General features: G+C 65.6%; 28 protein-coding genes. 10 read left to right on the forward strand and 18 right to left on the reverse strand.

Annotation, left to right across the window (positions count from 1 at the left end; all coding sequences use genetic code 11):
- Nucleotide 1 precedes the first annotated feature (1 nt).
- From dapD to HQ354_RS09835, 4 genes are all read left to right on the forward strand, one after another.
- The gene (gene dapD / locus HQ354_RS09820) at nucleotides 2-955 is read left to right on the forward strand and encodes a 2,3,4,5-tetrahydropyridine-2,6-dicarboxylate N-succinyltransferase (protein ID WP_222634873.1); all 954 of its coding nucleotides are present in this window, start codon (nucleotides 2-4) and stop codon (nucleotides 953-955) included.
- Nucleotides 956-1052: 97 nt separating this feature from the next.
- Nucleotides 1053-1763 carry a ParA family protein gene (locus HQ354_RS09825; protein ID WP_222634874.1) on the forward strand — a complete coding sequence of 237 codons (711 nt, stop codon included), beginning with the start codon at nucleotides 1053-1055 and terminating at the stop codon, nucleotides 1761-1763.
- A complete protein-coding gene (locus tag HQ354_RS09830) occupies nucleotides 1742-3109 on the forward strand; it encodes a cytochrome P450 (protein WP_222634876.1) in 1368 nt (455 codons plus the stop codon). The genes HQ354_RS09825 and HQ354_RS09830 overlap by 22 nt, the downstream gene beginning before the upstream one ends.
- Nucleotides 3106-4119 (forward strand): GAF domain-containing protein, encoded by a 1014-nt coding sequence (locus tag HQ354_RS09835; RefSeq protein ID WP_114328430.1) that lies wholly within the window; start codon nucleotides 3106-3108, stop codon nucleotides 4117-4119. The genes HQ354_RS09830 and HQ354_RS09835 overlap by 4 nt, the downstream gene beginning before the upstream one ends.
- On the opposite strand, the gene HQ354_RS09840 is transcribed toward HQ354_RS09835, so the two are convergent.
- The 4 genes from HQ354_RS09840 to HQ354_RS09855 all read right to left on the reverse strand — a co-directional run bounded on the left by HQ354_RS09840 (nucleotide 4116) and on the right by HQ354_RS09855 (nucleotide 5635).
- A complete protein-coding gene (locus HQ354_RS09840) occupies nucleotides 4116-4553 on the reverse strand; it encodes a 6,7-dimethyl-8-ribityllumazine synthase (RefSeq protein ID WP_068427996.1) in 438 nt (145 codons plus the stop codon). The two genes, HQ354_RS09835 and HQ354_RS09840, sit on opposite strands and share 4 nt — an antisense overlap.
- Nucleotides 4554-4564: 11 nt before the next feature.
- A complete protein-coding gene (locus HQ354_RS09845; protein ID WP_068427993.1) occupies nucleotides 4565-4987 on the reverse strand; it encodes a DUF1810 domain-containing protein in 423 nt (140 codons plus the stop codon).
- A gap of 2 nt (nucleotides 4988-4989) precedes the next feature.
- Nucleotides 4990-5418, reverse strand: coding sequence for a PPOX class F420-dependent oxidoreductase (locus tag HQ354_RS09850; RefSeq protein WP_222634878.1), 429 nt, complete (start codon nucleotides 5416-5418; stop codon nucleotides 4990-4992).
- 88 nt (nucleotides 5419-5506) lie between these two features.
- A complete protein-coding gene (locus HQ354_RS09855; protein ID WP_222634880.1) occupies nucleotides 5507-5635 on the reverse strand; it encodes a MerR family transcriptional regulator in 129 nt (42 codons plus the stop codon).
- 62 nt (nucleotides 5636-5697) lie between these two features.
- Here HQ354_RS09855 and HQ354_RS09860 point away from each other — a divergent pair, with 62 nt between their 5' ends.
- Nucleotides 5698-6291, forward strand: coding sequence for a CHAP domain-containing protein (locus HQ354_RS09860; protein ID WP_222634881.1), 594 nt, complete (start codon nucleotides 5698-5700; stop codon nucleotides 6289-6291).
- A gap of 72 nt (nucleotides 6292-6363) precedes the next feature.
- On the opposite strand, the gene HQ354_RS09865 is transcribed toward HQ354_RS09860, so the two are convergent.
- The gene (locus HQ354_RS09865) at nucleotides 6364-7779 is read right to left on the reverse strand and encodes an acyl-CoA synthetase (RefSeq protein WP_222634884.1); all 1416 of its coding nucleotides are present in this window, start codon (nucleotides 7777-7779) and stop codon (nucleotides 6364-6366) included.
- 2 nt (nucleotides 7780-7781) lie between these two features.
- On the opposite strand from HQ354_RS09865, the gene HQ354_RS09870 reads away from it, so the two are divergent.
- Nucleotides 7782-8168, forward strand: a complete 387-nt coding sequence (locus tag HQ354_RS09870) for a hypothetical protein (RefSeq protein ID WP_222634888.1) — start codon at nucleotides 7782-7784, stop codon at nucleotides 8166-8168.
- Here HQ354_RS09870 and HQ354_RS09875 read toward each other — a convergent pair.
- From HQ354_RS09875 to HQ354_RS09905, 7 genes are all read right to left on the reverse strand, one after another.
- Nucleotides 8140-8517 (reverse strand): MerR family transcriptional regulator, encoded by a 378-nt coding sequence (locus tag HQ354_RS09875; RefSeq protein ID WP_207890730.1) that lies wholly within the window; start codon nucleotides 8515-8517, stop codon nucleotides 8140-8142. The genes HQ354_RS09870 and HQ354_RS09875 overlap by 29 nt on opposite strands.
- A gap of 15 nt (nucleotides 8518-8532) precedes the next feature.
- Entirely contained in the window at nucleotides 8533-10023 is a 1491-nt protein-coding gene (locus tag HQ354_RS09880) for a SulP family inorganic anion transporter (RefSeq protein ID WP_308115207.1), read from the reverse strand.
- Between the two features lie 49 nt (nucleotides 10024-10072).
- Entirely contained in the window at nucleotides 10073-10690 is a 618-nt protein-coding gene (locus tag HQ354_RS09885) for a LysE family translocator (protein WP_167674804.1), read from the reverse strand.
- 38 nt (nucleotides 10691-10728) lie between these two features.
- On the reverse strand, nucleotides 10729-11832 hold the full coding sequence (gene dapC, locus HQ354_RS09890; RefSeq protein ID WP_068427979.1) for a succinyldiaminopimelate transaminase: 1104 nt from the start codon (nucleotides 11830-11832) through the stop codon (nucleotides 10729-10731).
- Nucleotides 11833-11834: 2 nt separating this feature from the next.
- The gene (fdxA, locus tag HQ354_RS09895) at nucleotides 11835-12158 is read right to left on the reverse strand and encodes a ferredoxin (protein ID WP_068427977.1); all 324 of its coding nucleotides are present in this window, start codon (nucleotides 12156-12158) and stop codon (nucleotides 11835-11837) included.
- Between the two features lie 108 nt (nucleotides 12159-12266).
- Entirely contained in the window at nucleotides 12267-13037 is a 771-nt protein-coding gene (locus HQ354_RS09900) for a hypothetical protein (protein WP_261768759.1), read from the reverse strand.
- On the reverse strand, nucleotides 13037-15598 hold the full coding sequence (locus tag HQ354_RS09905) for a bifunctional FO biosynthesis protein CofGH (protein ID WP_222634950.1): 2562 nt from the start codon (nucleotides 15596-15598) through the stop codon (nucleotides 13037-13039). The genes HQ354_RS09900 and HQ354_RS09905 overlap by 1 nt, the downstream gene beginning before the upstream one ends.
- 73 nt (nucleotides 15599-15671) lie before the next feature.
- Here HQ354_RS09905 and HQ354_RS09910 point away from each other — a divergent pair, with 73 nt between their 5' ends.
- From HQ354_RS09910 to HQ354_RS09920, 3 genes are all read left to right on the forward strand, one after another.
- A complete protein-coding gene (locus tag HQ354_RS09910; protein WP_222634890.1) occupies nucleotides 15672-16160 on the forward strand; it encodes a PH domain-containing protein in 489 nt (162 codons plus the stop codon).
- Between the two features lie 62 nt (nucleotides 16161-16222).
- The gene (locus HQ354_RS09915; protein ID WP_222634951.1) at nucleotides 16223-17653 is read left to right on the forward strand and encodes a PH domain-containing protein; all 1431 of its coding nucleotides are present in this window, start codon (nucleotides 16223-16225) and stop codon (nucleotides 17651-17653) included.
- Nucleotides 17641-18378, forward strand: coding sequence for a uracil-DNA glycosylase (locus HQ354_RS09920; RefSeq protein ID WP_222634892.1), 738 nt, complete (start codon nucleotides 17641-17643; stop codon nucleotides 18376-18378). Before HQ354_RS09915 ends, HQ354_RS09920 begins: the two co-directional genes overlap by 13 nt.
- Here HQ354_RS09920 and HQ354_RS09925 read toward each other — a convergent pair.
- From HQ354_RS09925 to typA, 5 genes are all read right to left on the reverse strand, one after another.
- Nucleotides 18305-18757, reverse strand: a complete 453-nt coding sequence (locus HQ354_RS09925; RefSeq protein WP_068427956.1) for a hypothetical protein — start codon at nucleotides 18755-18757, stop codon at nucleotides 18305-18307. The two genes, HQ354_RS09920 and HQ354_RS09925, sit on opposite strands and share 74 nt — an antisense overlap.
- A gap of 28 nt (nucleotides 18758-18785) precedes the next feature.
- A complete protein-coding gene (locus HQ354_RS09930) occupies nucleotides 18786-18944 on the reverse strand; it encodes a hypothetical protein (RefSeq protein ID WP_165839484.1) in 159 nt (52 codons plus the stop codon).
- Nucleotides 18945-18994: 50 nt separating this feature from the next.
- Nucleotides 18995-19879 carry an N-acetyl-1-D-myo-inositol-2-amino-2-deoxy-alpha-D-glucopyranoside deacetylase gene (mshB, locus tag HQ354_RS09935; RefSeq protein ID WP_222634894.1) on the reverse strand — a complete coding sequence of 295 codons (885 nt, stop codon included), beginning with the start codon at nucleotides 19877-19879 and terminating at the stop codon, nucleotides 18995-18997.
- The gene (locus HQ354_RS09940) at nucleotides 19855-21561 is read right to left on the reverse strand and encodes an ABC transporter family substrate-binding protein (protein WP_222634896.1); all 1707 of its coding nucleotides are present in this window, start codon (nucleotides 21559-21561) and stop codon (nucleotides 19855-19857) included. Before HQ354_RS09940 ends, mshB begins: the two co-directional genes overlap by 25 nt.
- A 76-nt stretch (nucleotides 21562-21637) precedes the next feature.
- Complete coding sequence (gene typA / locus HQ354_RS09945) at nucleotides 21638-23554, reverse strand: translational GTPase TypA (protein WP_068427950.1); 1917 nt, start codon at nucleotides 23552-23554, stop codon at nucleotides 21638-21640.
- Nucleotides 23555-23744: 190 nt separating this feature from the next.
- On the opposite strand from typA, the gene HQ354_RS09950 reads away from it, so the two are divergent.
- Nucleotides 23745-23921: a hypothetical protein gene (locus tag HQ354_RS09950; protein WP_165839483.1), complete on the forward strand. Its 177-nt coding sequence runs from the start codon at nucleotides 23745-23747 to the stop codon at nucleotides 23919-23921.
- Here HQ354_RS09950 and HQ354_RS09955 read toward each other — a convergent pair.
- A complete protein-coding gene (locus tag HQ354_RS09955) occupies nucleotides 23899-24297 on the reverse strand; it encodes a (deoxy)nucleoside triphosphate pyrophosphohydrolase (protein ID WP_068427943.1) in 399 nt (132 codons plus the stop codon). The two genes, HQ354_RS09950 and HQ354_RS09955, sit on opposite strands and share 23 nt — an antisense overlap.
- Nucleotides 24298-24306: the final 9 nt, after the last annotated feature.

Below are 24306 nucleotides of genomic sequence, written 5' to 3' on the forward strand. Positions count from 1 at the left end.
CGTGAGCGCACAGGGAGCATCTGCAATCGGCATTGCCAACATCACCACCGGTGGCGTCGTCCTCGACACCTGGTACCCGAGCCCCGAGCTCGGTGAATTCGGCGAAACGGGCACCGTCCGCCTCGAAGGATCCGACATTCCGGCCGAGTTCGCCGACCTGGTCGGACCGGACACCGCGCGCGGCGTCGACGTCGTCGCAGTCCGCACCACCATCGCGTCCGTCGACGACGCACCCGTCGACGCGCACGACGTCTACCTGCGTCTGCACCTTCTCTCGCACCGCCTGGTCCAGCCGCACGGGGTCAACCTCGACGGACAGTTCGGCTTCCTCGCCAACGTCGTATGGACCAACCACGGACCGGCCGCGGTCGAGGGCTTCGAGACCGCGCGGGCGAAGCTGCGTGCACGCGGACCCGTCACCGTCTACGGCGTCGACAAGTTCCCGCGTCTCGTCGACTACGTCGTTCCCACCGGGGTCCGAATCGCCGACGCCGACCGCGTCCGCCTCGGCGCGCACCTCGCCAGCGGAACGACCGTCATGCACGAGGGCTTCGTCAACTTCAACGCCGGCACGCTCGGTAGCTCGATGGTCGAGGGCCGTATCTCCGCGGGCGTCGTCGTCGGCGACGGTTCCGACGTCGGTGGCGGCGCATCGATCATGGGCACGTTGTCCGGTGGCGGCAAGAACGTCATCTCGGTCGGCAAGAGCTGCCTGCTCGGCGCCAACAGCGGCCTCGGCATCTCACTCGGCGACGACTGCGTCGTCGAAGCCGGCCTCTACATCACGGCGGGCACGAAGGTCACCGGTCCGGACGGCACCGTCGTCAAGGCCGCGACGCTGACCGAGAAGAGCAACCTGCTGTTCCGTCGGAACTCGGTGTCCGGTGCCGTCGAGGTCGTGCCGTGGAAGGGTACGGGCGTCGAACTGAACGCTGCCCTGCACGCGAACGACTGAAACCGGACATATACTGACCCGGCGCTTCCGCCTGGAAGCTTCCCGCGGCTTGACGCTCGGCCCGGATGTTGCACCGTAGCTGTCGAAGAGGCGCGCAATGAGTGTGATGTTGGTGCTCGGGTCCTGCGGCGGGGCCGGAACCACGACGACGTCGGTCGGTCTGGCCAATGCACTGTCCCTGCAAGGTAATTCGGTCGTGGCCGTCGACGCCACGGTCGGTGGCGGCGACCTGGTCGATCGCGCCGCGGACCACGCCGTCACGGCGGCGACCGTCGAGTCGGGGTACATCGATGTGGACCTGTCCGTCACCAGCACCGGGGCTCAGGTGCTGGGACGGGCATGGCCGGACGCCGACGACCCCGACTTCGGCCGGCTCGACTGGTATCTGAGCTGCACCGCCGATGCGGCGGTCTACGACTTCGGGCACCGCGGTTTCGAACGCGACAGCGCAAGCCCCCTCCGCAGCCAACCGTGGGCGGCGTTGGTGCTCGTCGTCCCGGCTCGTCCCGATGCCGTTCGACGGTCCAGAACGGCTCTGCACACGATTCGACTGGCGGCAGGAGCGAAAGCGCTGCGCCGCACCACCGTCGTGGTGTCGCAGTGCGACCCGGGCCCGAGCGTGGTCGGAATCGACGACGTGCGGCGCGGCCTGGACAGCGTGTTCGACGTCCTCGAAGTCCCGTTCGACCCACATCTCGCGTCCGGGTCGACCGTCACCGCAGCCGATCTGTCACCGGCCACAGCGCGTGCCTACGAGCGGATTCTCGCGTCGAACATTCGGTCTGCGTGGGGCACAATGTCGGCGTGAATATACCCAAGCCCCGCTTTCGACTACCGGTGCTCGGTGACATTCTCAGCATCGACGCAGCGAAACCGACCCAGCGCGAACTGAAGATGGCGTCGGAGCTGGGTCCGATATTCGAACGTAAGATCCTCTCGCACCGGCTCGTCGTGGTCAGTGGTGCCGACCTGGTCGCCGAGCTCAACGACGAGTCTCGGTTCACGAAGTTCCTCGCACTCCCGCATCGGAAGCTACGTGCGCTGGGCGGTGACGGCTTGTTCACCGCGTTCAACTCCGAGCCCAATTGGGGTGCGGCACATCGAGTTCTGATGCCGGGTTTCAGCCGCGACGCGATGCGGCGATATCACCACGTCATGCAGGACGTGGCTGGTGAACTCGTCGAGCATTGGCGGGCACGTCCCGACCGGTTCGTCGACGTCACCGCGGATCTGAACAAGCTGACGCTCGAGAACATGGCCCGCGCCGGATTCGGCTACAGTTTCGATTCGTTCGAGCGTGACGACGACGCGTTCGTCTCCGCCATCGTTCGCATTCTCGGACAGGTGAATCGAACGTCGAACGACCTTCCCTTCACCCGGCTGTTCGACAAGAAGTCCCGACTGCAGAACGAGCGCGACATCGAGTACGTGCACGGCGTGGTCGACGACGTCATCGAAAAGCGGTTGCTGGACAACGACACTCGTCACGACGACCTGCTCGACCTCATGCTGCACACACCCGATCCCGAGACCGGAGAACTGCTGGACCGTGTGAACATCCGTCACCAGGTTCTGACGTTCCTCGTCGCCGGAAACGAAACCACCGCGGGCACACTGGCATTCGCGCTGTACTTCCTGGCGACGCACCCCGACGTCGCAGCCAGGGTGCGGGAGGAGGCCGACAACGCAGCGGACTCGGTGGCCTACGAGGACATCTCGAAGCTGCGCTACATCCGCAGCGTCGTCGACGAGACCCTGAGGCTCTGGCCGTCGGCTCCCGGTTACTTCCGCAAGGCGCGTCAGGACACGTCGTTGGCGGACGGGAAGTACCCCATGAAGGCCGGCGAGTGGGCATTCGTACTGACGCTCGGGCTGCATCGGGATCCGGTCTGGGGTCCGGATGCGGACGTCTTCGACCCGGATCGCTTCTCGTCGGCTCGCGCGAAATCCCGCCCGGCCCACGCGTACAAGCCGTTCGGCACCGGAATGCGCGGCTGCATCGGACGTCAGTTCGCCCTGCACGAATCGGTGCTGACGCTCGCACGACTCGCGCAGTCGTTCGACTTCGAACTCGACGACGGCTACGAGCTGGACATCCAGGAGTCGTTGACGCTCAAACCGCAGAACATGCGCATGAAGGTGCGGCAGCGGTGAGCACGTCACGTCCCGAGTGGATTCTGATCGAAACGCTCGTCCCCGGTGAGATGAACGTCGTCGCCAAAGGTGGTAGCCCGCGACGTTTCGCCGACGCCGTATCCCTGCAACGACTCGCTCCCGACTCGAAGATCGGCGTCGAACCGTTCCTGAAGCGTGCGCTCGAATCTCGTTCGCGCTACGAGGAAGTGGTCGATGTGCGCACGCGAGGCGGCGGGTCGACGAAATTCCGCCTGCTGACGCACCCGGTTCTCGGCCCGACCGGCGCGGTCCATGCGCTGCAACTGTGGATGGGTCCGTCGGACGCCGAGCCGGGCCCACCGCGCATCACGTCGGGAGTCAGCTGGCTGCTGGAGAAAGGCGTCATCGCGCAGACGCTGGAGGCGTCGATGATGTCGGGCGTCGAACCCGACGCGCACGTGCCCGAGCGGACGCCGGCGGAGTACTACGCGAAGTCGATACGGTTCGACGACACCGCGGGCTTGTTCACCCTGTGCCTTGCTCCGACCGCGGGCGGTACCTGGGAAGGCTCGTTCAGCGTGCTGCACGCCGACGGCCGCATCATGCGCTGGCACTGCCATGCCCGCGCGTGTCTGGAACCGGGCGAGGTCGGCGCGCGCGTTCTGTGGCACGACGTCACCGACACCGTCGAACCGGACAAGCCGCTGCTCGACGTGCTCGCCCGGCAACGCGGCATGGAAGCGCTCGGCATCTACCCCGCGTTGCTCGTCCCGGAACGAAGCCTGCTGACGATGTGGCTGTGCGAGAACCCGGCGCCCTGGGTGCAGTGGCGTGACGTGTCGTCGGGCTTCGAAGTGTTCCACGCCGACGATCGGCACATCATCGCGTCTGCACACGAGCGGGTGCAGGGCGGTGGGCACGAACAGATCGTCGTGCGAACCAAGGGCAGCCCCGGCCACGCACCCTGGATCCCGACGCACATGCGCATCTCGTCGTACCCCGGCGACCTGGGACGTCACCTCGCCGTGGTCGACATGTACCTGGACTAGCCGATCGACTTCAGAGAGTCCAGGGTACGGACGACGGCACGCGCTGCTTCGGCGCCCTTCTTCTCCAGGTGATTCGAGAAGAACTCGATGTGATCGGCATGCTCGTGGAAGTGATGCGGCGTCAGGACGACGGAGAACACCGGCACGTCGGTGTCCAGCTGCACTCTCATGAGTCCGTCGATGACAGCCGTTTCGACGAACTCGTGACGGTAGATACCGCCGTCGACCACCAGCGCCGCGGCGACGATGGCCGAGTAGCGTCCGGTGCGCGCCAGCCGCTGCGCGTGCAGCGGAATTTCGAACGCTCCCGGCACCTCGAAGGTGTCCACGTCGGATCCGAATTCGGCGACGAACCCCTCACGGGCGCGGTCGACGAGCTCCTTGTGCCACGTGGCTTGGACGAAGGCAACGGTTCCAGACTGTTCGGTCGTCATGGACGTCGATGCTAGTCGCCGAGCAGATCGAGAGTTCGCTCGTCCGGCCTGCCGTCGAAATACTTCTCGAGAACATGCGCGAACACCTCGACGTCCGGTCCCGCGGCAGCGAACAACGTGATCGACGAGTGCAGCTTCAGGTTGTCGGGGTAACCGAAGATTTCGTCGACGGTCTTGCCTTGGACCTTCCGGACCAGATTCGACGCCTCCAACAGTCGTGAACCGAGGACGTCGTGCTCCAGATACAACTGGGCCTCGGTCATGTCCGCGATGGCGAAGTGTTGTGCCGTCGGACTGGATCCCAGCCCCGCCAATTGCGGGAACACGAACCACATCCAATGCGACACCTTGCGACCCGCTTTCAGTTCGGCGCGGACATCACGCCACACCGGGTCCTGAGCGTCGACGAACTTCTGGAAGTCGTACTCGGTCATGTCTACCGCTCCCCCGGCATGATCCAGCCGTAGAACTTCTCGACGTCGACATACAGGACGAGTCGCTTGTCGGCGACCATCGCGGCCCGGTAGTCGTCCCAGTCGGGATGCTCACCCTGAACCTTGCGGTACAGCGCGATGAGCTGTTCGACGGCGTCGTCGTCCGGTTCCGCCGCCACCGCCGACAACCGCGCGGTGCCTTCGGCGACGCCGTACGCCGCACCCTGCTCGGCGTTGACGTACAGGCTGACCCGAGGGTCGCGTCGAATGTTCTTCGTCTTCGCCCGCCCGTCGGTGATCGAGATCGCGAACTGCCGCGCGTCGGCGTCGTAGTGGTAGGTGATGTTCGAGATCTGTGGGCGCCCGTCCCGCTTGATCGTCGACAGCGCAGCGAGGTTCGTCTCGGTGAACAGGTTCTCGATGTCGTCCATACGTCCCCACGCTAGCCGCCGACGAGGCTGGGTTCGACAGGCATGGCCGAAGTCAGCAGGTCTCCGTCGTCGGCGGACCGCACCAGTGTTATCCGGAGAATTCGTCGACCTCGGCGGGGGTCAACACTCCCGAGTCCGCGTAGAAGCGCAACGCTCCCGGTGTCAGTCCGGTGGTATTTGCGAATACTCCGATGGTCATCAGTTCGGTGTCGGTCACACGAATCATCCTGGGCCTTCGGGTAGGTCGAGAGTCAAGAGACCTCCCGGTACATTCGTCTCATGACCGCCACGACACCGCCCCGCAACCGACGCCGCACCGCCGGCTGGCTCACGGGCATCGTGGCTGTCGTGGTCGTGATCGCCGCAGGTGTTCTGTGGTTCGCGCCGAGCCGATACCTCCCCTGGGACACGACGCCGTTTCCCGAGATCGATGCGTCGACCCTGACGCCGCAGCAGGCAACCGTCGTCGAGCTCCTTCGGTCCGAGCACGAGCAGCAACGACCGGGCACGTTCTATTCGGAGGGCGTCGAAGAAGCGTGGTGCGCCAACTTCGTCAGCTGGATCATGCGCGAGGCAGGACAGCCGCTTAGCAATCCGAACTCGGGTAGCTGGCGTATCCCCGGCGTGTACACGCTCACCGAGTACTACCAAGCGCAGGGCACATTCGAGCCGAAGGGCTACTCCCCGAACGTCGGTGACGTCGTCCTCTACGACAACAGCAGCTGGGTCGGGCAGCACACCAACCTCGTCGTGGCCGTCGACGGAGACACCGCGACGACGGTCGGCGGCAACGAACTCGGCAAGATTCGTGTGCACACCGTCGACGTCCGATCCGATTCCGCGATCGTCGGGTTCGGTCGCCTAGCGAACTGACCGTTTGCGCATCGATTGTTCATTTGCCGACCGATACTGGTGCGCAAACGAATAATTCATCGGCAAACAGCACTAGCCCAACAGCTTCTTCTGCACCTTGCCCATTGCGTTTCGCGGCAGGGAATCCACGACCCGAACCTCCCTGGGCCGCTTGTGGATCGACAGTTCCGACGCCACCAGATCGATCAGTTCCTGCTCGTCAACGCCACTTCCGACGACAAAGGCGACGATCCGCTGACCGAGATCGTCGTCGGGCACACCCACCACTGCGACCTCGTCGACCGACGCGTGCCCCAGAAGAACCGTCTCGATTTCGCCTGCGCCGACGCGATATCCGCCGGACTTGATCAGGTCGGTCGATGCGCGTCCGACGATGCGATGGAAGCCGTCGGGTTCGATCACGGCGACGTCACCGGTGTCGAACCAGCCGTCCTCGGTGAAGGACTCGGCCGTCGCGTCCGGGTTGTTCAGGTAGCCGTCGAACAGCATGGGTCCACGCACCTGCAGCGCGCCGATGGACTCCCCGTCGTGCGGCACGACAGAGCCGTCCTCCGCCGTCAAGCGTGTCTCGACGCCGTTCACCGGCAATCCCACCGATCCCGGGCGTCGCTCGCCGTCGAACCGCGTCGACAGCGTGATCAGCGTTTCGCTCATCCCGTACCGTTCGACCGGCGCGTGGCCGGTCAACGAGCGGATCTTCTCGAACACCGGCACCGGCAGCGGGGCGCTGCCCGACACCAACAATCGTGCGTCCGCCAGCGCCCGCGCGGAGTCGGGATCCGCCGCGACGCGCGACCACACCGTCGGGACGCCGAAGTACAGAGTCCCCTTCGCGGCTGCGTACAGCGACGGCGTCGGCTTGCCGGTGTGAATCACCGGGCTGCCCACACGCAAAGGGCCAAGCAACCCGAGGATCAGCCCGTGCACGTGGAACAACGGAAGTCCGTGCACGAGTGTGTCTTTCCACGTCCACTGCCACGCCTCGGCGAGCGCATCGAGGCCTGCGGCGATGGCGTCGCGCGACAGCAACACGCCCTTCGGCGGTCCTGTCGTACCCGAGGTGTAGAGAACGAAGGCGATCGACGACGGGTGCGGATCCGAGTAACTGTGCCACGACCGCGCATGCTGCCGCACAGGGAGAACCTGCAGACCGGCCGTGTCGTCGGGCGCCTCGCCCAGCCACGCCTGAGCGCCCGAATCACGGAGAATGTGCTCGCGTTCGGCAGGTCCCGCGTCCGGCGGAACCGGTACGACGGTCACTCCCGCGATAAGACATCCGACGACCGCCAGCACGGTCTTCACGGACGGAGTCGCCAGTACGACAAGGCGTTCGGCCTGCGCGACGCGCTCGGCAACCGACGTCGCAGCACCGAGGATGTCACCACGCGACAGCGAGACGCCGTCGATGGTGACGGCGTCGGGAATGTCCTCCCCGCGAGCGACGGCGAGTGGATTCAATGAACGAAGCAGCACATGGTTACCGTACATACATGGATGCCGACGGAATCGACACCGGCGACTACGCCGAATACCTGACGGTCCCCGCTGGAGAGCTGCGGCCCGGCGTGTATCTGATCGGCACGGACGTCGGTGAGGACGAGGACACCGACGAAGAACTCGACGACGACGAGGACGACGACGAGATCGATCGCACCGCCGACAGTGCACCCCGTCTCGTGTACTCGGTCCAGTCGGACGACTTCTGGACACGGGTCGAACTCGCCGATCTCCGTGCTACGCAGATTTACGAGGAACAGCACGCTCGCAACCCGAACTCGAACGTCGAAGCGAAGCGTTTCACGACGGTCGAGGCGTTCGGCAGTAACGAGCTCGTCTACATCCTGCGTATCAGGCGCGGGGGGTGGGACGTCGGGTAGCGCCGAGCAGCTCGGTCAATTCCTCGGCGTACGACAGCTTTCGGCGCAGGTTCTCGCACGCCGCCTGAGCTTTGGCGTGGCATTCGTCGACGAACGCTTCCGCCTCGGCGACGCCGTCGCCGCCTGCTGCGATGACGTCGAGCGAGTCCAGCAGTCGACGCATCTCGTCGAGCGTGAATTCCAGAGGCTTCATTCGGCGGATGACGATGAGCCGCGTGAGGTCGACCTCGGTGTACAGCCGAAATCCACCCGCGCTGCGTTCCGACGGCGGTACGAGGCCGACGTCGTCGTAGTGACGCAGCGTGCGGATCGACAGCCCGGTGCGCTCGGCGATTTCACCGATCTGCATGAGATCCGGCACCGCTCAGCCTTCCCCACCCAGTCGGCCTGTCAGACGCTCGTGGCGTTCTTTGCTCGGTCCGTGCAGTCCCACGATGGAGACGGCCTTTCCTGCTCGGGCGTACTTGGTCGTCACGGCGTCGAGGGTAGCAACGGTCGACGCGTCCCAGACGTTCGCTTCGGTCAAGTCGATGACGATGTTCGACGGGTCGGCGGAGTAGTCGAACTGGTGGATCAAGTCGTTGCTCGACGCGAAGAAGAGCTGGCCCCGCACGCCGTAGACGCGGGTGTCGGCGTCGGGTCCGGGCAGCTCGACGACCTCGGTGACATGCGCGACGCGTCGCGCGAACAGGATCATCGCGACGACGACACCGACGATGACGCCGTACGCCAGGTTGTCGGTCAGCACCGTCACCGCGACCGTCGCGACCATGACTGCCGTCTCGCTGAGAGGCATGCGACGCAACGTCTTCGGCGCGATGGAGTGCCAGTCGAACGTCGCGAAGCAGACCATGATCATGACGGCCCCGAGTACCGACATCGGGATGCGCGCCACCACGTCGCCGAACACGACGACCAGAAGCAACAGGAACGCTCCCGCCAGGAACGTCGAGATGCGGGTACGAGCGCCGGAGATCTTCGTGTTGATCATCGTCTGACCGATCAGCGCACAGCCGCCCATCCCGCCGAACGCTCCCGTGACGATGTTGGCGATGCCGAGGCCCGCGCCTTCGCGTGTCTTGCTCGACGGGGTGTCGGTGACGTCGTCGACGAGCTTGGCCGTCAGCAGTGATTCGAGAAGTCCGACGAGGGCCATGGCGAACGCGAACGGCGCGATGATCGTCAGTGTCTCCATGTTCCACGGCACGTCGGGCGTGAACAGCGACGGCAACGACGACGGGAGTTCGCCTTCGTCACCGACGTTCGGAACCTGCAGACCGAAGACGATCGTCACGAGCGTCAAGGTGGCGACGGCCACGAGCGGCGCCGGAATTGCCGTCGTCAACCGGGGAAGGACGATCATGATGACGATCGCGGCGGCAGCGATCGGGAAGACCAGCCACGAGACGTCCACGAAATAGCGAATCTGGGCGATGAAGATGAGGATCGCGAGTGCGTTGACGAAGCCGACCATGACGCTGCGCGGGATGAACCGCATCAACTTCACGGCACCGAAGGCGGTCAACGCGATCTGGATCGCCCCACCGAGCAGAACCGTCGCGACGAGGTAGTCGAGGCCGTACTGCGGAACGATCGGCGCGATGACGAGGGCGACGGATCCCGTTGCTGCAGAGATCATCGCGGTGCGACCGCCGACGATCGCGATGGTGACGGCCATCGTGAAAGCCGAGAACAGTCCGACACTCGGGTCGACGCCGGCGATGATCGAGAACGAGATCGCTTCGGGGATCAACGCCAGTGCGACGACGAGGCCGGCGAGGACCTCGGTCTTCAGTCTTCTCGGGGAACGCAACGCGGACAGAACAGACAGCGTGGTCGACACGTCATGGGGCACGTGGCACCACTCTACCCTCACGTGAGGGTAGAGTGGCACGCGGTCGACGTCAGACCGACGACGCCACCGTCCCGACGCCCAGTGCCGCGAGGATTCCGGCACTGATGCGGTCGAGCCAGTCGGTGACCTTGGGCCGGCGCAGCAACGCGACCGCGCGCGACGCCGCGATCGAGAACACACCCATCACCAGCGCCGCGACGACGACCTCGACGAGCCCCAACGTCATCGCACCGCCGAACGTGACGACCGTCAGGAACTGCGGGACGACGGCGAGATAGAAGAGGCCGACCTTCGGGTTCAGGGCACACGACAGCACGCCTGCCCCGAACGCGGACCGCATCGACGCGGCGACGGGGACCAACGGCTCTCCCGCAGCCTTGTTCTTCCGACGCGCCATGAAAGCTCGAACACCCAGGTAGAGCAGGTACAAACCCCCGAGGACCTTGATGACGCGGTAGACCGTCGCGGATTGCTCGACGATCGCAGCGAGCCCCACGGCTACCAGTGCAGCCCACAGGAAACCGCCGATCGAGACGCCCATCGCAGCCGCGATTCCCGGCTTCAGTCCGCCGATGCTGTACCTCAGCACCAGGAACGAGTCCGGTCCCGGCAGGATCGCCAGCAGAAAGCACACACCGGCGAAGCCGAGCAACAGGCTGAAAGTCATGCGGAGAATGAAAGCACCCAGGCAGGGCGAAGTTCAAACTAAATAGACAGCCTCGTAGCCGCGGCGCCGATGCGTTCGTCCGAAGCCGTCAGCGCGATACGGACGTGCCGAGCACCGGTCGGACCGTAGAACTCGCCGGGTGCGACGAGGATGCCTCGCTCGGCGAACCAATCGACGGTGTCGCGGCACGGTTCGCCGCGCGTCGCCCACAGGTACAGGCCTGCTTCGGAATGGTCGACGGTGAAGCCCGCGCCGCGGACCGCGTCGAGGAGTTCCTTTCGACGTGCCCGGTAGCGCTCACGTTGCAGGTTCTCGTGCTCGTCGTCCGTCAGCGCGGCAGTCATCGCAGCCTGAATCGGAGTGGGCACGATCATGCCTGCGTGCTTGCGGACCTCGAGCAGGTCCTTCACGAGCACCCGGTCGCCCGCGACGAAACCGGCACGGTAACTCGCCAGATTCGAGGTCTTCGAAAGCGAGTGCACCGCAAGAAGATTGGTGTGGTCGCCGTCGCACACACGCGGGTCGAGGATCGAGACGGCCTCGGCCTCCCACGTCAGTCCGAGGTAGCACTCGTCGGACACGACGACCGCGTCGCGCTCACGAGCCCATGCGACGACCTTGCGTAGGTGGTCGATCCCGAGCACCTTGCCGGTCGGATTCGACGGCGAGTTGATGAACACGAGCGACGCACGCTCGGGTCCGAGACGATTCAGGCCGTCGGCGCGCGTCACGCGAGCGCCGGCCAGAAGGGCGCCGACCTCGTACGTGGGGTACGCGACTTCCGGGATGACGACGAGATCGTCGGCGCCGAGACCGAGCAGCGACGGCAACCAGGCGATCATCTCCTTGGTTCCGATCGCAGGCAGGACCGCCTCGATGTTCAGACCTGTTACCCCGTACCGGCGCTGCAGCGCCGCAACGGCCGCTTCACGTAGCTCGACTGTTCCGATGGTGGTGGGATATCCGGGCTCGTCCGACACCGATGCCAACGCGTCGCGAATCACCGGGGCGACCGGGTCGACGGGCGTGCCGACGGACAGGTTGACGATGCCGTCGGGATGCGCCTGCGCCTTCTCCTTCGCGCCGGTCAGAGAGTCCCACGGAAAGTCGGGCAGGCCTGAAGCGACCGATATACGAGCCAAGGTCAGTGCTCACCCATGGGAGGAAGTGCCTTGATGAACGGCGGGTCGTAGTCGACCTTGCCGAGCTTGGCTGCGCCGCCGGGCGAACCCAGGTCGTCGAAGAAGTCGACGTTCGCGCTGACGTATCCGCTCCACTGCTCCGGCACGTCGTCCTCGTAGAAGATCGCCTCGACGGGGCAAACCGGTTCGCACGCACCACAATCGACGCACTCGTCCGGGTGGATGTACAGCATTCGGTTACCCTCGTAGATGCAGTCCACCGGGCATTCTTCGATGCACGCCTTGTCGAGCACATCGACACACGGTTCCGCAATCGAGTAGGTCACTGCTGCTCTCCCTCCCTTTCCGATAGGTCGACGCCGAGGTGGCACCTCGAACGCCCTGAATATCCTAGTATCGCGTCGTAAAAATCCGACAACCAGCGCAGGGTGTCCTCACTTGCGCGACGACGCGTCCGCATCCGACGTCGTTCGGGGGCCTACGTGCTTCGTCTCGGCGGCGTGGTCGGCGATCCACCGACGTCCCTGTTTCGCCGCTCGCGACAACGCCTCCCGCTCGCCGACGAAGCTGGCCAGGCCGCCTACCACCGGAATCGCGGAGATCACCCGGAACGGCAGCCGGCTGTGCGGACGTTTGGCCAGCTCGCCGGACACGTCACGCAGCACCGCCGCGACATCCCACATGGCCCGCAGCAGCGCGAACGGTCCGGAGCCCCGAGGGCGTTCCTTGTCCTGGGCGGCGTCGCGTTCGGAGAGATCGATGTCACGTTCGCACAGCACGGATGCCAGCAACCGCACGTGCGTCTCTCGATCGGTCACTCCGCTCTCGCGCGCGACGGCGACGAGAACCATTGCCTGATTGGCGAACCCGAGCAGATCCTGCAGCGGCAACCGGTTGACGAGCACGCCGAATACACCGGGAAACGCCACTGCGACGGTATTCAATGCGCCGATCCGGGCGACCCACCACTGCGAGCGCGCGTCGGCACCGAGTTCCTGCCATCCCCGAGTTCCCGGGAAATCGGTGGCGTTCAGCGCCCAGGCCAGTGCATCGAAAGCCTTGTCGACGACGGTGTCATCGGCCGCGGGCGTCCGGAACGTGCGAGCTTTCAAACCCACCGGATCGCGGGTTCCGAGGATGTCGAGAACAGGGTCGATGATGGCGACGGCTCGTGTCAGAGCGGCCGCGACGGTGCGGTCTTCCATCAGACGAGTCCGAGCGCGGGCATGTGTTCGACGCGGTCGTAGGTGGTGGTGCGTTCGCGGGCGGGACGGCCGATACCGTTCGCGATCTCGTGCAATTCCGCGACGGTCTTCTCCGAACCGTTCTCACTGCCTGCCATACGGGAAATGGTCTCCTCCATCAACGTGCCACCGAGATCGTTCGCGCCACCGTTCAACATCACCTGCGTACCGGTGATACCCAGCTTGACCCAGGAGGTCTGGATACTGTCGATCCGCCCGTGCAACATGATGCGCGCGAGCGCATGCACCGCACGATTGTCTCGATTCGTCGGACCCGGCCGCGAGGCCCCCGCCAGATACAGCGGCGAGGACTGATGCACGAACGGCAACGGCACGAACTCGGTGAACCCACCTGTCCGATCCTGAATCTTCTTGAGCACGTTCATGTGTCCGACCCAGTGCGACGGGTTGTCCACGTGCCCGTACATCATCGTCGAGCTCGATCGCAGTCCCACCTCGTGCGCGGTGGTGACCACGTCGATCCACTCCGCTGCAGGCAATTTGCCTTTCGTGAGCACCCAGCGGACCTCGTCGTCGAGGATCTCCGCCGCCGTGCCCGGAATGGTGTCCAAGCCCGCCTCGCGCAGAGCCGTCAGCCACTCACGCACCGACTGCCCACCCCGCGAGGCGCCGTTGACGATCTCCATCGGGGAGAACGCATGCACGTGCATGCTCGGCACCCGCTCCTTCACCGCGCGCACCAGATCCGCATATCCGGTGACGGGAAGTTCGGGGTCGATACCGCCCTGCATGCACACCTCGGTCGCGCCGGCGACATGCGCTTCCCACGCCCGATCCGCCACCTCCGACGTCGACAGCGTGAACGCATCCGCATCACCCTTGCGCTGCGCGAACGCGCAGAATCGGCAGCCGGTGTAGCAGATGTTGGTGAAGTTGATGTTCCGGTTGACCACGTAGGTGACGTCCTCGCCCATCACCTGCTTACGCAGGTCGTCGGCGAGCGCCGCGACCGCATCCATGCCGGCACCCTCGGCCGTCGCCAACGCCAGATACTGCTCGTCACTGCACCCGGCCGGATCGGCTTCGGCCGCCTTCAGCGCCGCCATCAGATCCCGGTCGACGCGTTCGAGCCCGGCCAGATCGCGCACCTGCTCACGGATGGAATCCCAATCACCGAACGCGTTCGCCAGATCGCTACGGGTGTCGGTGTTACGGCCGTGCGAGTCGATCTCGGTGTTCAGATCGATGCGGCCCGACGACTCCCACTGCTCGTCCGGTTCCTGCCACGGCAGGCCCGACGGCGTCACATCGGCCCGGGCCATCCCGGTCTCCGGATCCGCCAACGCATGCACGTGCGCCGAGATGCGCGGGTCGATCCACGGAGCCCCGGCGAGAACATATTGCGGCTGCGCGGCGGTCCGTTCCACCAGCGTGTACCCGCCGGCCTGAGACAGCTCGGCGAGGGTGTCCAGGTTCGGCCACGGCCGTTCGGGATTGACATGATCCGGCGTCAGCGGCGACACCCCACCCCAGTCGTCGACGCCCGCCCGCAGCAACGCCGCGGTCTCCTCGGCCTCGACGAGGTTCGGCGGAGCCTGAATCCGCGTGGCTGGCCCCATCAGAATCCGCGTCACCGCGATCGTCGCGAGGAATTCCTCCATGCCCGCGTTAGGTGCCGACCGCATCGCCGTGTCGGACTTGGCCAGGAAATTCTGCACGATGATTTCCTGAACGTGCCCGAATGCCTTGTGCACCTTGCGGATTGCCATGATCGACTCGGCGCGGTCTCGAATGGTCTCGCCGATGCCGACGAGAATGCCCGTCGTGAACGGAATGTTGAGTCGGCCTGCATCGGTCAACGTGCGCAGCCGAACCTCCGGATCCTTGTCCGGGCTACCGTAATGGGCCTGCCCCTTCTCCTCGAACAGCCGGCGCGACGTCGTCTCGAGCATCATGCCCATCGACGGCGCCACGGGCTTGAGCCGCGAGAGTTCCTGCCACGACATCACCCCCGGATTCAGATGCGGCAGAAGACCGGTCTCCTCCAACACCCGAATCGCCATGGCGCGCACGTAATCCAACGTCGAGTCGTAGCCGCGCGAATCGAGCCACTCCTTCGCCTCCGGCCACCGCTCCTCCGGCCGGTCACCGAGGGTGAACAGTGCTTCCTTGCACCCGAGTTCGGCGCCTTTGCGTGCGACCTCGACGATCTCGTCCGGGTCCATGAACAACCCGTGCCCCTCGGCCTTCAACTTCCCCGGGACGCTCACGAACGTGCAGTAATGGCACTTGTCGCGGCACAACCGCGTGATCGGGATGAAGACCTTCCGCGAATACGAGACCGTCTTCGCACGCCCCGCCGACTCCAACCCCGCATCACGCACCCGCGACGCCGACGCCATCAGATCGACCAGATCCACACCGCGCGCATGCAACAGCACAGTGGCCTCGTCGACGTTCAAACTCACCCCGTCACGAGCACGACGCAGCACTCGACGCATGGCGGACGGGGCAGGGGCTTTCTCGTCGTGTCGAACAGGTGCAGCAGGATCAGGCAGCATGGTCACCAGTCGATCATGCTCCTCCGACACGATCGTGTGCCACCGGGAGGTCCCCGAAGCTAAATTCGTAGCCATGATCACGATGACCGACCCGGCGTGGCGGCCGAGTCCCCGTGCGAAGCAGTTGTGGGCGATCAATGCAGCTCTGATGTGGATTCCGGTGTTCGTCGCGCAGATCGTGTGGGCCGTGATCGATGGTCGGTGGACGACGTGGCCACACGTAGCGGCGCTTGCCGTGACCGTCGCCGTGGCCGTCGCGCACATCGTGGGTGTGCCGCTGTGGCGCTACCGGGTGCATCGGTGGGAGATCAGCGAGACCGCCGTCTACACGCTGACGGGATGGTTCGACCAGGAGCGACGCATCGCACCGATTTCGCGGGTCCAGACCGTCGACACCGAACGCGGCCCGATCGACCGCATGCTCGGCCTGGCGACCGTGACCGTGACGACGGCGTCGTCGGCGGGCGCAGTGAAGATCACTGCCCTGGACAAGGACGTCGCGGACAAGACCGTCGCTCGGCTGACCGACATCGCCGGGCGCACACCGGGTGACGCGACGTGACCACCGAGACCGAGCTTCTCGTCGAGGAGGAGCAGAGGCCGTGGCTTCGACTCGACAAGCGCATGCTGCTGGTGCATCCGGTGAACGAGGGCGTCAAGGTTCTACCGGTCCTGCTGGTGTCGTTCGTCGTCGGTAGCCAGAGCGGCAATCACCTGTGGGGACTGATCATCCTGGCGATCGTGGTCGTCTACGCGATCCTCCGCTGGTTCACCACGAGTTACCGCATCGGCCCGGTACACGTGCAACTTCGGACGGGCGTCTTCCAGAAGAAGGTGCTGTCGGTTCCACGCAGCCGCATCAGGTCGGTGGACATCGAGGCGAACCTGCTGCACCGCGTACTCGGGCTGTCCATCCTGAGAATCGGCACGGGACAGCAAGCAGGCAAGGGCGAGAAGTTCGAACTCGACGCCCTCGACGCGAATGTCGTTCCCGCGCTGAGGGAAGAGCTGCTGCACCGTGTCACCCGCGCCGGCATCGGTCCGGGTGGACCGCCGGTAGTCGAAACCGAGATCGCGCACTGGCAGACGTCGTGGGTGCGGTTCGCACCGTTCTCGTTCACGGGTGTCGTGACGATCGCGGCCGCCGTCGGCGTGCTGTTCCAGTACGGCCTCGGTCAACGGCTCGCCGAATCGTCGGTGATCAGCGACAGCATCGATTCCGCCGAACGACTGGGAATCGTCGTCGTGGTACTCGTCGGGCTGGCGCTCCTGCTGGTCGTCGCGAGCGTGTTCGCCTGCGTCCGCTACCTGATCACGTACGGCAACCTGACCGTCACCGACGACGGAACACGGATGCACGTGAAACACGGTCTGCTGAAGACCCGTTCGACGACACTCGACCGCAAACGGCTCCGCGGGACGTCGCTGTCGGAGCCGTTGCTGCTGCGGGCCGTGAACGGCGCCCGGCTCGACGCGATCATGACGGGCGTCAGCGCGGAGAAGAAGGAGTCGTCGCTGCTGCTGCCCCAGGCGCCGGTCGACGAAGCGCTGCGGATGATGACCGTCGTTCTCGGCGAGGCGGGATTGACGTCCGACGCACAGAAGCCGCTGACCCCGCACGGACCGGTCGCGCGGCGTCGGCGCTACACCCGCGCGGTCGGACCCGTCGTCGTCGCGGCAGCCACACTCGGCGTCGCCGAGGCACTGGGTGCGCCGATTCCGCCGCTCGCATGGGTTGCCGCCGTAGTCCTGCTGGTCGGTGCAGTGTTCGTCGCGTGGGACCGATACCGAGGCCTCGGACACGCACTTCTCCCCGGCTGGCTGGTCACTCGGCACGGCTCGCTCGATCGACGGCGTCACAGTCTCGAAGCGGCCGGCATCATCGGCTGGACCGTCCGACAGACGTTCTTCCAGCGGCGAGCAGGCGTCGCCACCATCGTGGCCGCGACGCCTGCGGGCGTCGGCCATTACGAGGTTCTCGACGTCCCTGCGGACCAGGCGTGGTCGATCGTCGAGTCCGTGACACCGGGGGCCGGAGACATATGGGTGCGCTGACTCCCCGGAGCATCGACGAACTCGACCTCGCCGTCTCGTCGTGCCGTGCGTGCCCACGGCTGGTGCGCTGGCGCGAGAAGGTGGCCGCCGAGAAGAAGGCGGAATTCAGGGACCGAACCTATTGGGGCAGGCCGGTTCCCGGCTTCGGCCCGGCAGATGCGTCGATGTTGATCGTGGGCCTCGCTCCTGCCGCGCACGGCGCCAACCGCACCGGCCGGATGTTCACCGGCGACCGTGCGGGCGACTTTCTGTACGCCGCGATGTACGAGGTGGGACTCGCGAGCCAACCCACCGCGACGCACATCGGCGACGGCCTGGAACTGCACGGGGTGCGCATCACGTCACCGGTCCATTGCGCTCCCCCGGCGAACAAGCCGACGATCGACGAACGCGACCGATGCCGGACATGGCTCGACATCGAACTCGGACTGCTGCGCCCGAACCTGCGCTCCATCGTCGTCCTCGGCGGATTCGGATGGCAGTCGCTGCTGCCCGTTCTACAGCGCAACGGCTGGGACGTCCCGCGTCCGAGGCCGAAATTCGGTCACGGGGCAGAGGTCAGTCTGGCGGGACCGTCGGGTCGTTCCGCAGGCTCCACTCCTGGTAGCATCCGGCTGTTCGGGTGCTTCCACGTCAGTCAACGCAACACGTTCACCGGGCTCTTGACCCAGGAGATGACCCAGGACGTGCTGCGGGCTGCGGCGACCCATGCGGGGCTGTCGTGAGCGCCTTCAGCCGCCACGAGAACAACAGAATGCCGGGCGGCACCGCGCCACCGACCAACAGAAGCGCTGTCCGCCAGTCGGCGAGGAGAAGGACGTCGCCTCCCGGTCCGCCGAACATGCACAGCAGCACGCCGACGCCCCACCCGATCAGCGGCGACGCGATCGCCGCCGGCCGCTCGGCCACCTTGCGCGCTGCGAACAGCAACGCGACGTTCGCGACACCGGCCAGCAGCGCACTGACCGGAAACGGGATCGACCCCAGGTAGGTCGGCAGGAACAGCACCGAGAGGACGCCGCACAGAAAGCCGTCGAAGATCAATACCGCGAGAGTCGCCCTCGAGACGAGTACGACGGCATTGGATGCGGCTTTCGAGATCATGACGCCAATAGTGACGTACGAGCACGATTCAGGAGACCGGAGGGTATCCCAACGACGTCAGCAGGTTGCTCATGATGTTGGCGAAATCGGTGAGGCCTTGCTGATACAGCATTTCCTGACGCGGGAAGTCCGGCATCAGCGAGTTCACGAACGCGACGATGGCGTCCTGCACTACCCAGTTGTACATGTTCGTGATCCACCCCACATATCGGCGCCGACGTGATGCAGCACATAGTGTCACACGCCGGAGAACAAATCACCTTCGCGTCCCGACGCATCCACGTCGCCGAGCTTGCCCCGCACCAGAACGTACTGCTCGTCGGCCAGAATGGGCTGAACGATGTTGTTGGACAGTGCGTACTCGACGCCCGACGGGGCCACCGTCACCTGCGTCGCGTGTGCGTTCAGCGCCTCACGCTTCAGATGGAACACGCCGCGCACGCCGAGTGACGTCGTGACGATGTCCTCGGGGACGCTCGGCAGTTCACCCGGCTCGGGCATACGCCACCCGTCCGGAACGTCCTCGATCGCGGCGATGCCGTCGCGCAGTTGATCGGCGCCGGTGACGGTCCAGTAGAACTTCGACGGCGTCCACGGCGCGCCCGCATCCGGATACAGGTCGGATCCGGCGATGTCGAACGCTTCGGTGACGAGCGAGTGGGCCTGCTGGTGATCCGGATGGCCGTAGCCACCCTCCGGGTCGTAGCCGACGACGACGTGGGGCTTGACCGCACGCACGACCGTCAGCATGGCCGTCAGCGCCTCGTCGCGGTCGGCATTGACGAACGCCCGTGGATTGGCGGCGGCAGCCGTGCCGGCCATGCCGGAGTCACGCCACCGTCCGGCGCCACCGAGGAAGTGCGGGGTCCCCGCGCCGAGAACGTCCAGGGCCCTGTGCAATTCGTGGATACGGTAGCCACCGAGCTGATCTGCCTCGTCGGCGATCAGGTGCGCCCATCGGTCGCCGATGACCTCGCCCTCTTCACCGAGCGAACACGTCAGAACGGTGACCTCGACACCCGCCTGCGCGTAGTGTGCGATGGTTCCGCCCGTCGTGATGGTCTCGTCGTCCGGATGTGCATGAACGAGCAGCAATCTCACTTGGTTCCGGTCCTCATCCATGTCGCTGCGTCGCCGAAGATTCCGACCTCGATCGGACCTGCGAGCGACACACCCTCGACGTCGTTGCCGACGGCAACGACGGACGAATCCTGCGAAATCGGTAGCACGGCCGACAGCGACCACAGCTGCGGCTCGGCTTCGGCTTTCAGTGCATCGACCGAGAGTTCGCCTGCCAGAGCACGATTCACCGAATCGGTCAGTTCTGGCACACACAGCCCGGACGTGTTGCTCGGCGCCACAGCCGGCATGTCGTCGGACGCGGGAATCGGGTCGACGGCGGCGCATCCGAACCTCGACGCCATCACCGTGGCCGCGTCGACGCCGACGCTCGTCCATCCCACGATCGCGTCGACCTGTCCCTCGGTCAGCGCGGTGCCGTAGAGCTCCTCTGCGGGCAGTGGTGTCACGGTCGCCGCGATTCCCGCACCTGCCAACTGGTCGGCCGCCGTGTTGGCCACCGCCAACGCAGTGCTGTCACCCTCGACGGCACCGATGACGAATGTCAGTGGCACACCGGCCTTTCCGATGCTCCCGTCCGGAGGCGGTACGTAACCGCTGCGATTCAGCGACGCCAGCGCGGCGTCGCGACCGATCGGAGCGGGTGCAGTCGGCCCGTATCCCGGATCGGACGGGCTCGACAATTGTGCTCGCGCAGGATGATCCGCCGAGCCGCTTCCGGCCGCGACCGTCGACAGCAACGCCGGGTCCAGCAGCCCGAGAATGCCGCGTCGCATTTCGGGATCGGCGAGCTCCGGGGTACGCCCGTTGAGCGTCAGGTCGAGAACGCGCGGCTGGAACCTGATGTCGGTGCGCACACCGGGAATCGCGGCCAGCTGCGCTTGCGTCGCGGAGCTGGCCCGAACCTGTGCCACCTGAGCATCTTTCGAGCGCAACGAGTCCGCGAGTTGAGCCGCGGTACCGCCGCGGCGGAGGAGAATCCGATCGGGAAGAGCGGGCTCGTCCCAGAACCGGTCGTTGCGTTCGAGCAGAATTTCGTCGCGACCCTGGTCGACGGATTTGATGTTGAACCGCCCACCCGATACCGGCACGTTGTCGGACAGACCACTCTGGAAACCACCCGGCGAATCCTTCAACAGGTGGCTGGGCAACAGATCGGTGAACAGACGCTGCCAATTCGGGTATGGCTGACGCATCGTCACGTCGACGGTCTTGCCACCGCCCGACGACTGGACGTCCTCGATCAGCGCGTAGCCGGCAGGGTCGACGACGCCTGGCTGCGAGATCATCTGCCGCCACAGGTAGCGGAAGTCCTCGGCGGCGATCGGGGCGCTGTCGGACCACTGCGCTTCGTTGCGGAGCTGATAACGCACCGTGAACGGATTCTGCGACGTGACCTCCGCCGAGATCAGCAGAGACGGATCCGGTGTCCAGACGGTACGCGTGGGGTCGGCCGGATCGAGCGTCGGCCGAAACGGACTGGGCAGAACCAGCGCGCTGACGGCCGAGTTTGCGGGCGACTGATCCGACAACAGATGAGGATTGAATCCGTTGCCGACGTCGTCGATCGCGACGACGACCTGGTCACCCGTTTCGACGGGCGCGACGGGAGTGGTCGTCGTGGTCGTCGGAGCGCTCTCCACCGGTGGAGGCGGATTGGCGGTGCATGCTGCGAGCGCCAGGGCGACGAGTCCGATGCCCGCGGTGTGCAGTCGCTGCCGCAATATGCCACTCCTTCGTCGTGGCCCGTGCGTGCCCGGTCTCTACCCGACCGAGCACGCACGGGCGCGTCAGCGCACCTTACAGAGCAGCCTTGTCACGCGACTTCGCACGCGAACGCTCGCGTGCACGGTCCGTCTGCGACAGGTGCACCTTGCGGACGCGCACGGCCTCCGGGGTGACCTCGACGCACTCGTCGGCGGCACAGAACTCCATCGCGGCTTCGAGGGTGAGCTCGATCGGCTTCGCCAGTGTCTCCGTGGCGTCGGCCGTCGCGGAGCGCATGTTGGTGAGCTTCTTCTCCTTGGTGACGTTGATGTCGAGGTCCTCGGCGCGCGGGTTGATGCCCACGACCATGCCCTCGTACGTGTCGGCACCCGGGTCGACGAAGAACGTGCCACGGTCGGCGAGCTGGATCATCGCGAACGGCGTAACCGAGCCGGTGCGGTCGGAGACGAGCGAACCGGTGTGGCGGGCGCGGATCTCGCCTGCCCACGGGCCGTATCCGTGCGACACGGCGTTGGCGATGCCGGTACCGCGGGTCTCGGTGAGGAAGTCGGTACGGAAGCCGATCAGGCCGCGCGACGGGACGATGAACTCCATGCGGACCCAACCGGTTCCGTGGTTGGTCATCTGAACCATCTTGCCCTTGCGGTTCGCGAGGAGCTGGGTGATGGCACCGAGGTGCTCTTCGGGGGTGTCGATGGTCAGTTCCTCGAACGGCTCGTGCACCTTGCCGTCGACCTGACGGGTGACCACCTGCGGCTTGCCGACGGTCAGCTCGAAGCCTTCGCGACGCATCTGCTCGACGAGGATGGCCAGCGCCAGCTCACCACGGCCCTGCACCTCCCAGGCGTCGGGGCGACCGATGTCGAGAACCTTGAGCGAGACGTTACCGATGAGCTCGGAATCGAGGCGGCTCTTGACCATGCGTGCGGTCAGCTTGTGGCCCTTGACGCGGCCGACGAGCGGGCTCGTGTTGGTGCCGATGGTGACCGAGATGGCCGGCTGGTCGACGGTGATGGTCGGCAGTGCGACGGCGTTCTCGGGGTCGGCGATGGTGTCACCGATCATGATCTCCGGGATGCCCGCGACGGCGACGATGTCACCGGCGGTTGCCACGTCACCGGGCTCACGGGTGACGCCGACGGTCTTGAGCAGCTCGGTGATCTTGACGTTCTTGACGCCGTCGGCGTGCATCCATGCGACGTTCTGGCCCTTGCGCAGCTGGCCGTTGTGGATACGGACGAGCGCGAGGCGACCGAGGAAGTCCGACGCGTCGAGGTTGGTGACGTGCGCCTGCAGCGGCGCGTCCGCGTTGCCCTTGGGGGCGGGAACGTGCTCCATCAGAACGTCGAACAGGACGTCGAGGTTCTCGGTGTCGGGTGCGGCACCGTTCTCGGGCTGGTTCAGCGACGCCTTGCCCTCGCGGCCCGACGCGTACAGAACCGGAAGGTCGAGCAGAGCCTCGGCGGCCTGGGCCGCGTCGTCGTCGAGGTCGGATGCCAGGTCGAGGAGCAGGTCCTGCGACTCGGAGACGACCTCGTCGATACGTGCGTCGGGACGGTCCGTCTTGTTGACCACGATGATGACCGGCAACGACGCGGCGAGCGCCTTGCGGAGCACGAAGCGGGTCTGCGGCAGCGGGCCCTCGGAAGCATCGACGAGCAGGACGACGCCGTCGACCATGGACAGGCCGCGCTCGACCTCACCACCGAAGTCGGCGTGGCCGGGGGTGTCGATCACGTTGATGACGGTGACGGTGCCGTCGGCGTTGTGGCGGTGAACAGCGGTGTTCTTCGCCAGAATCGTGATGCCCTTTTCCTTCTCGAGGTCACCGGAGTCCATGACTCGGTCCACGAGTTCGGCACGCTCGGCGAACGCTCCCGATTGACGCAACATGGCGTCGACCAGCGTGGTCTTGCCGTGGTCGACGTGTGCAACGATGGCGACGTTGCGGAACGATGTGGTGGTCTCAGTACTGGTGGGGGCGCTCACGCGAAAAATTCTCCTGGGTCGAATGCGGGCTCTTGTTCGCTAGCGGGCTTATGTCGCTAGAGAAGCGCGCTGCACCGCGAGGTTCTCGCGACCGATCGAGTTTACCCGCTGCTACGAGGTGACCCACACCACGCAGTACTCTTGGCCTGAAGTTCACCGGATTGTTCTTCTCGAGCGCGGAGCGAAATACATGGGCAAGGTCAAGGCCAAGGACATCTCGGGTCTGAAGCCCAAGAAGAAATGTTGCCGCAAGAAGACCAGGTGCTTGAAGTGCCCCGTCGTCATCATGCGGATGAAGAAACTGGAAGATCAGGGTGCGACGGGCAAGGATCTGAAGAAGGGCCTCAAAAAGGCCCGGGCTGCCTGAGCAGCTCGCTCAGTTCCGGTATCCAGGCACGGTCCGCGTCGACCAGATCGATCTCTCCCAGCCCGCGGGCATCGACCCACCGTAGATCCGAATGTTCCAGCGGCACAGGCGTTCCCGAGATCAACTCGACGAGGTAGGCGCGAAGTGTCAGCGCGCCGGACAACTCGACGTCACCCGCGAGCGGCTCCCCCACCGAGGTCTCCACACCCAGTTCCTCGCGTAGCTCGCGCACGAGTGCGTCCTCCGGCTTCTCACCGTCCTCGACCTTGCCTCCCGGCAGTTCCCATCGGCCCGCGAGGTCGGAGGGTCGGGATCGCTGGGCCAGCAGAAGCAATCCATTCGAGACCAGTGCGCCTGCAACGACGAGTGTGCCCATGTCACCATC

This window comes from Rhodococcus sp. BP-261 (assembly GCF_019835205.1).
Lineage (GTDB): Bacteria > Actinomycetota > Actinomycetes > Mycobacteriales > Mycobacteriaceae > Rhodococcoides > Rhodococcoides kyotonensis_B.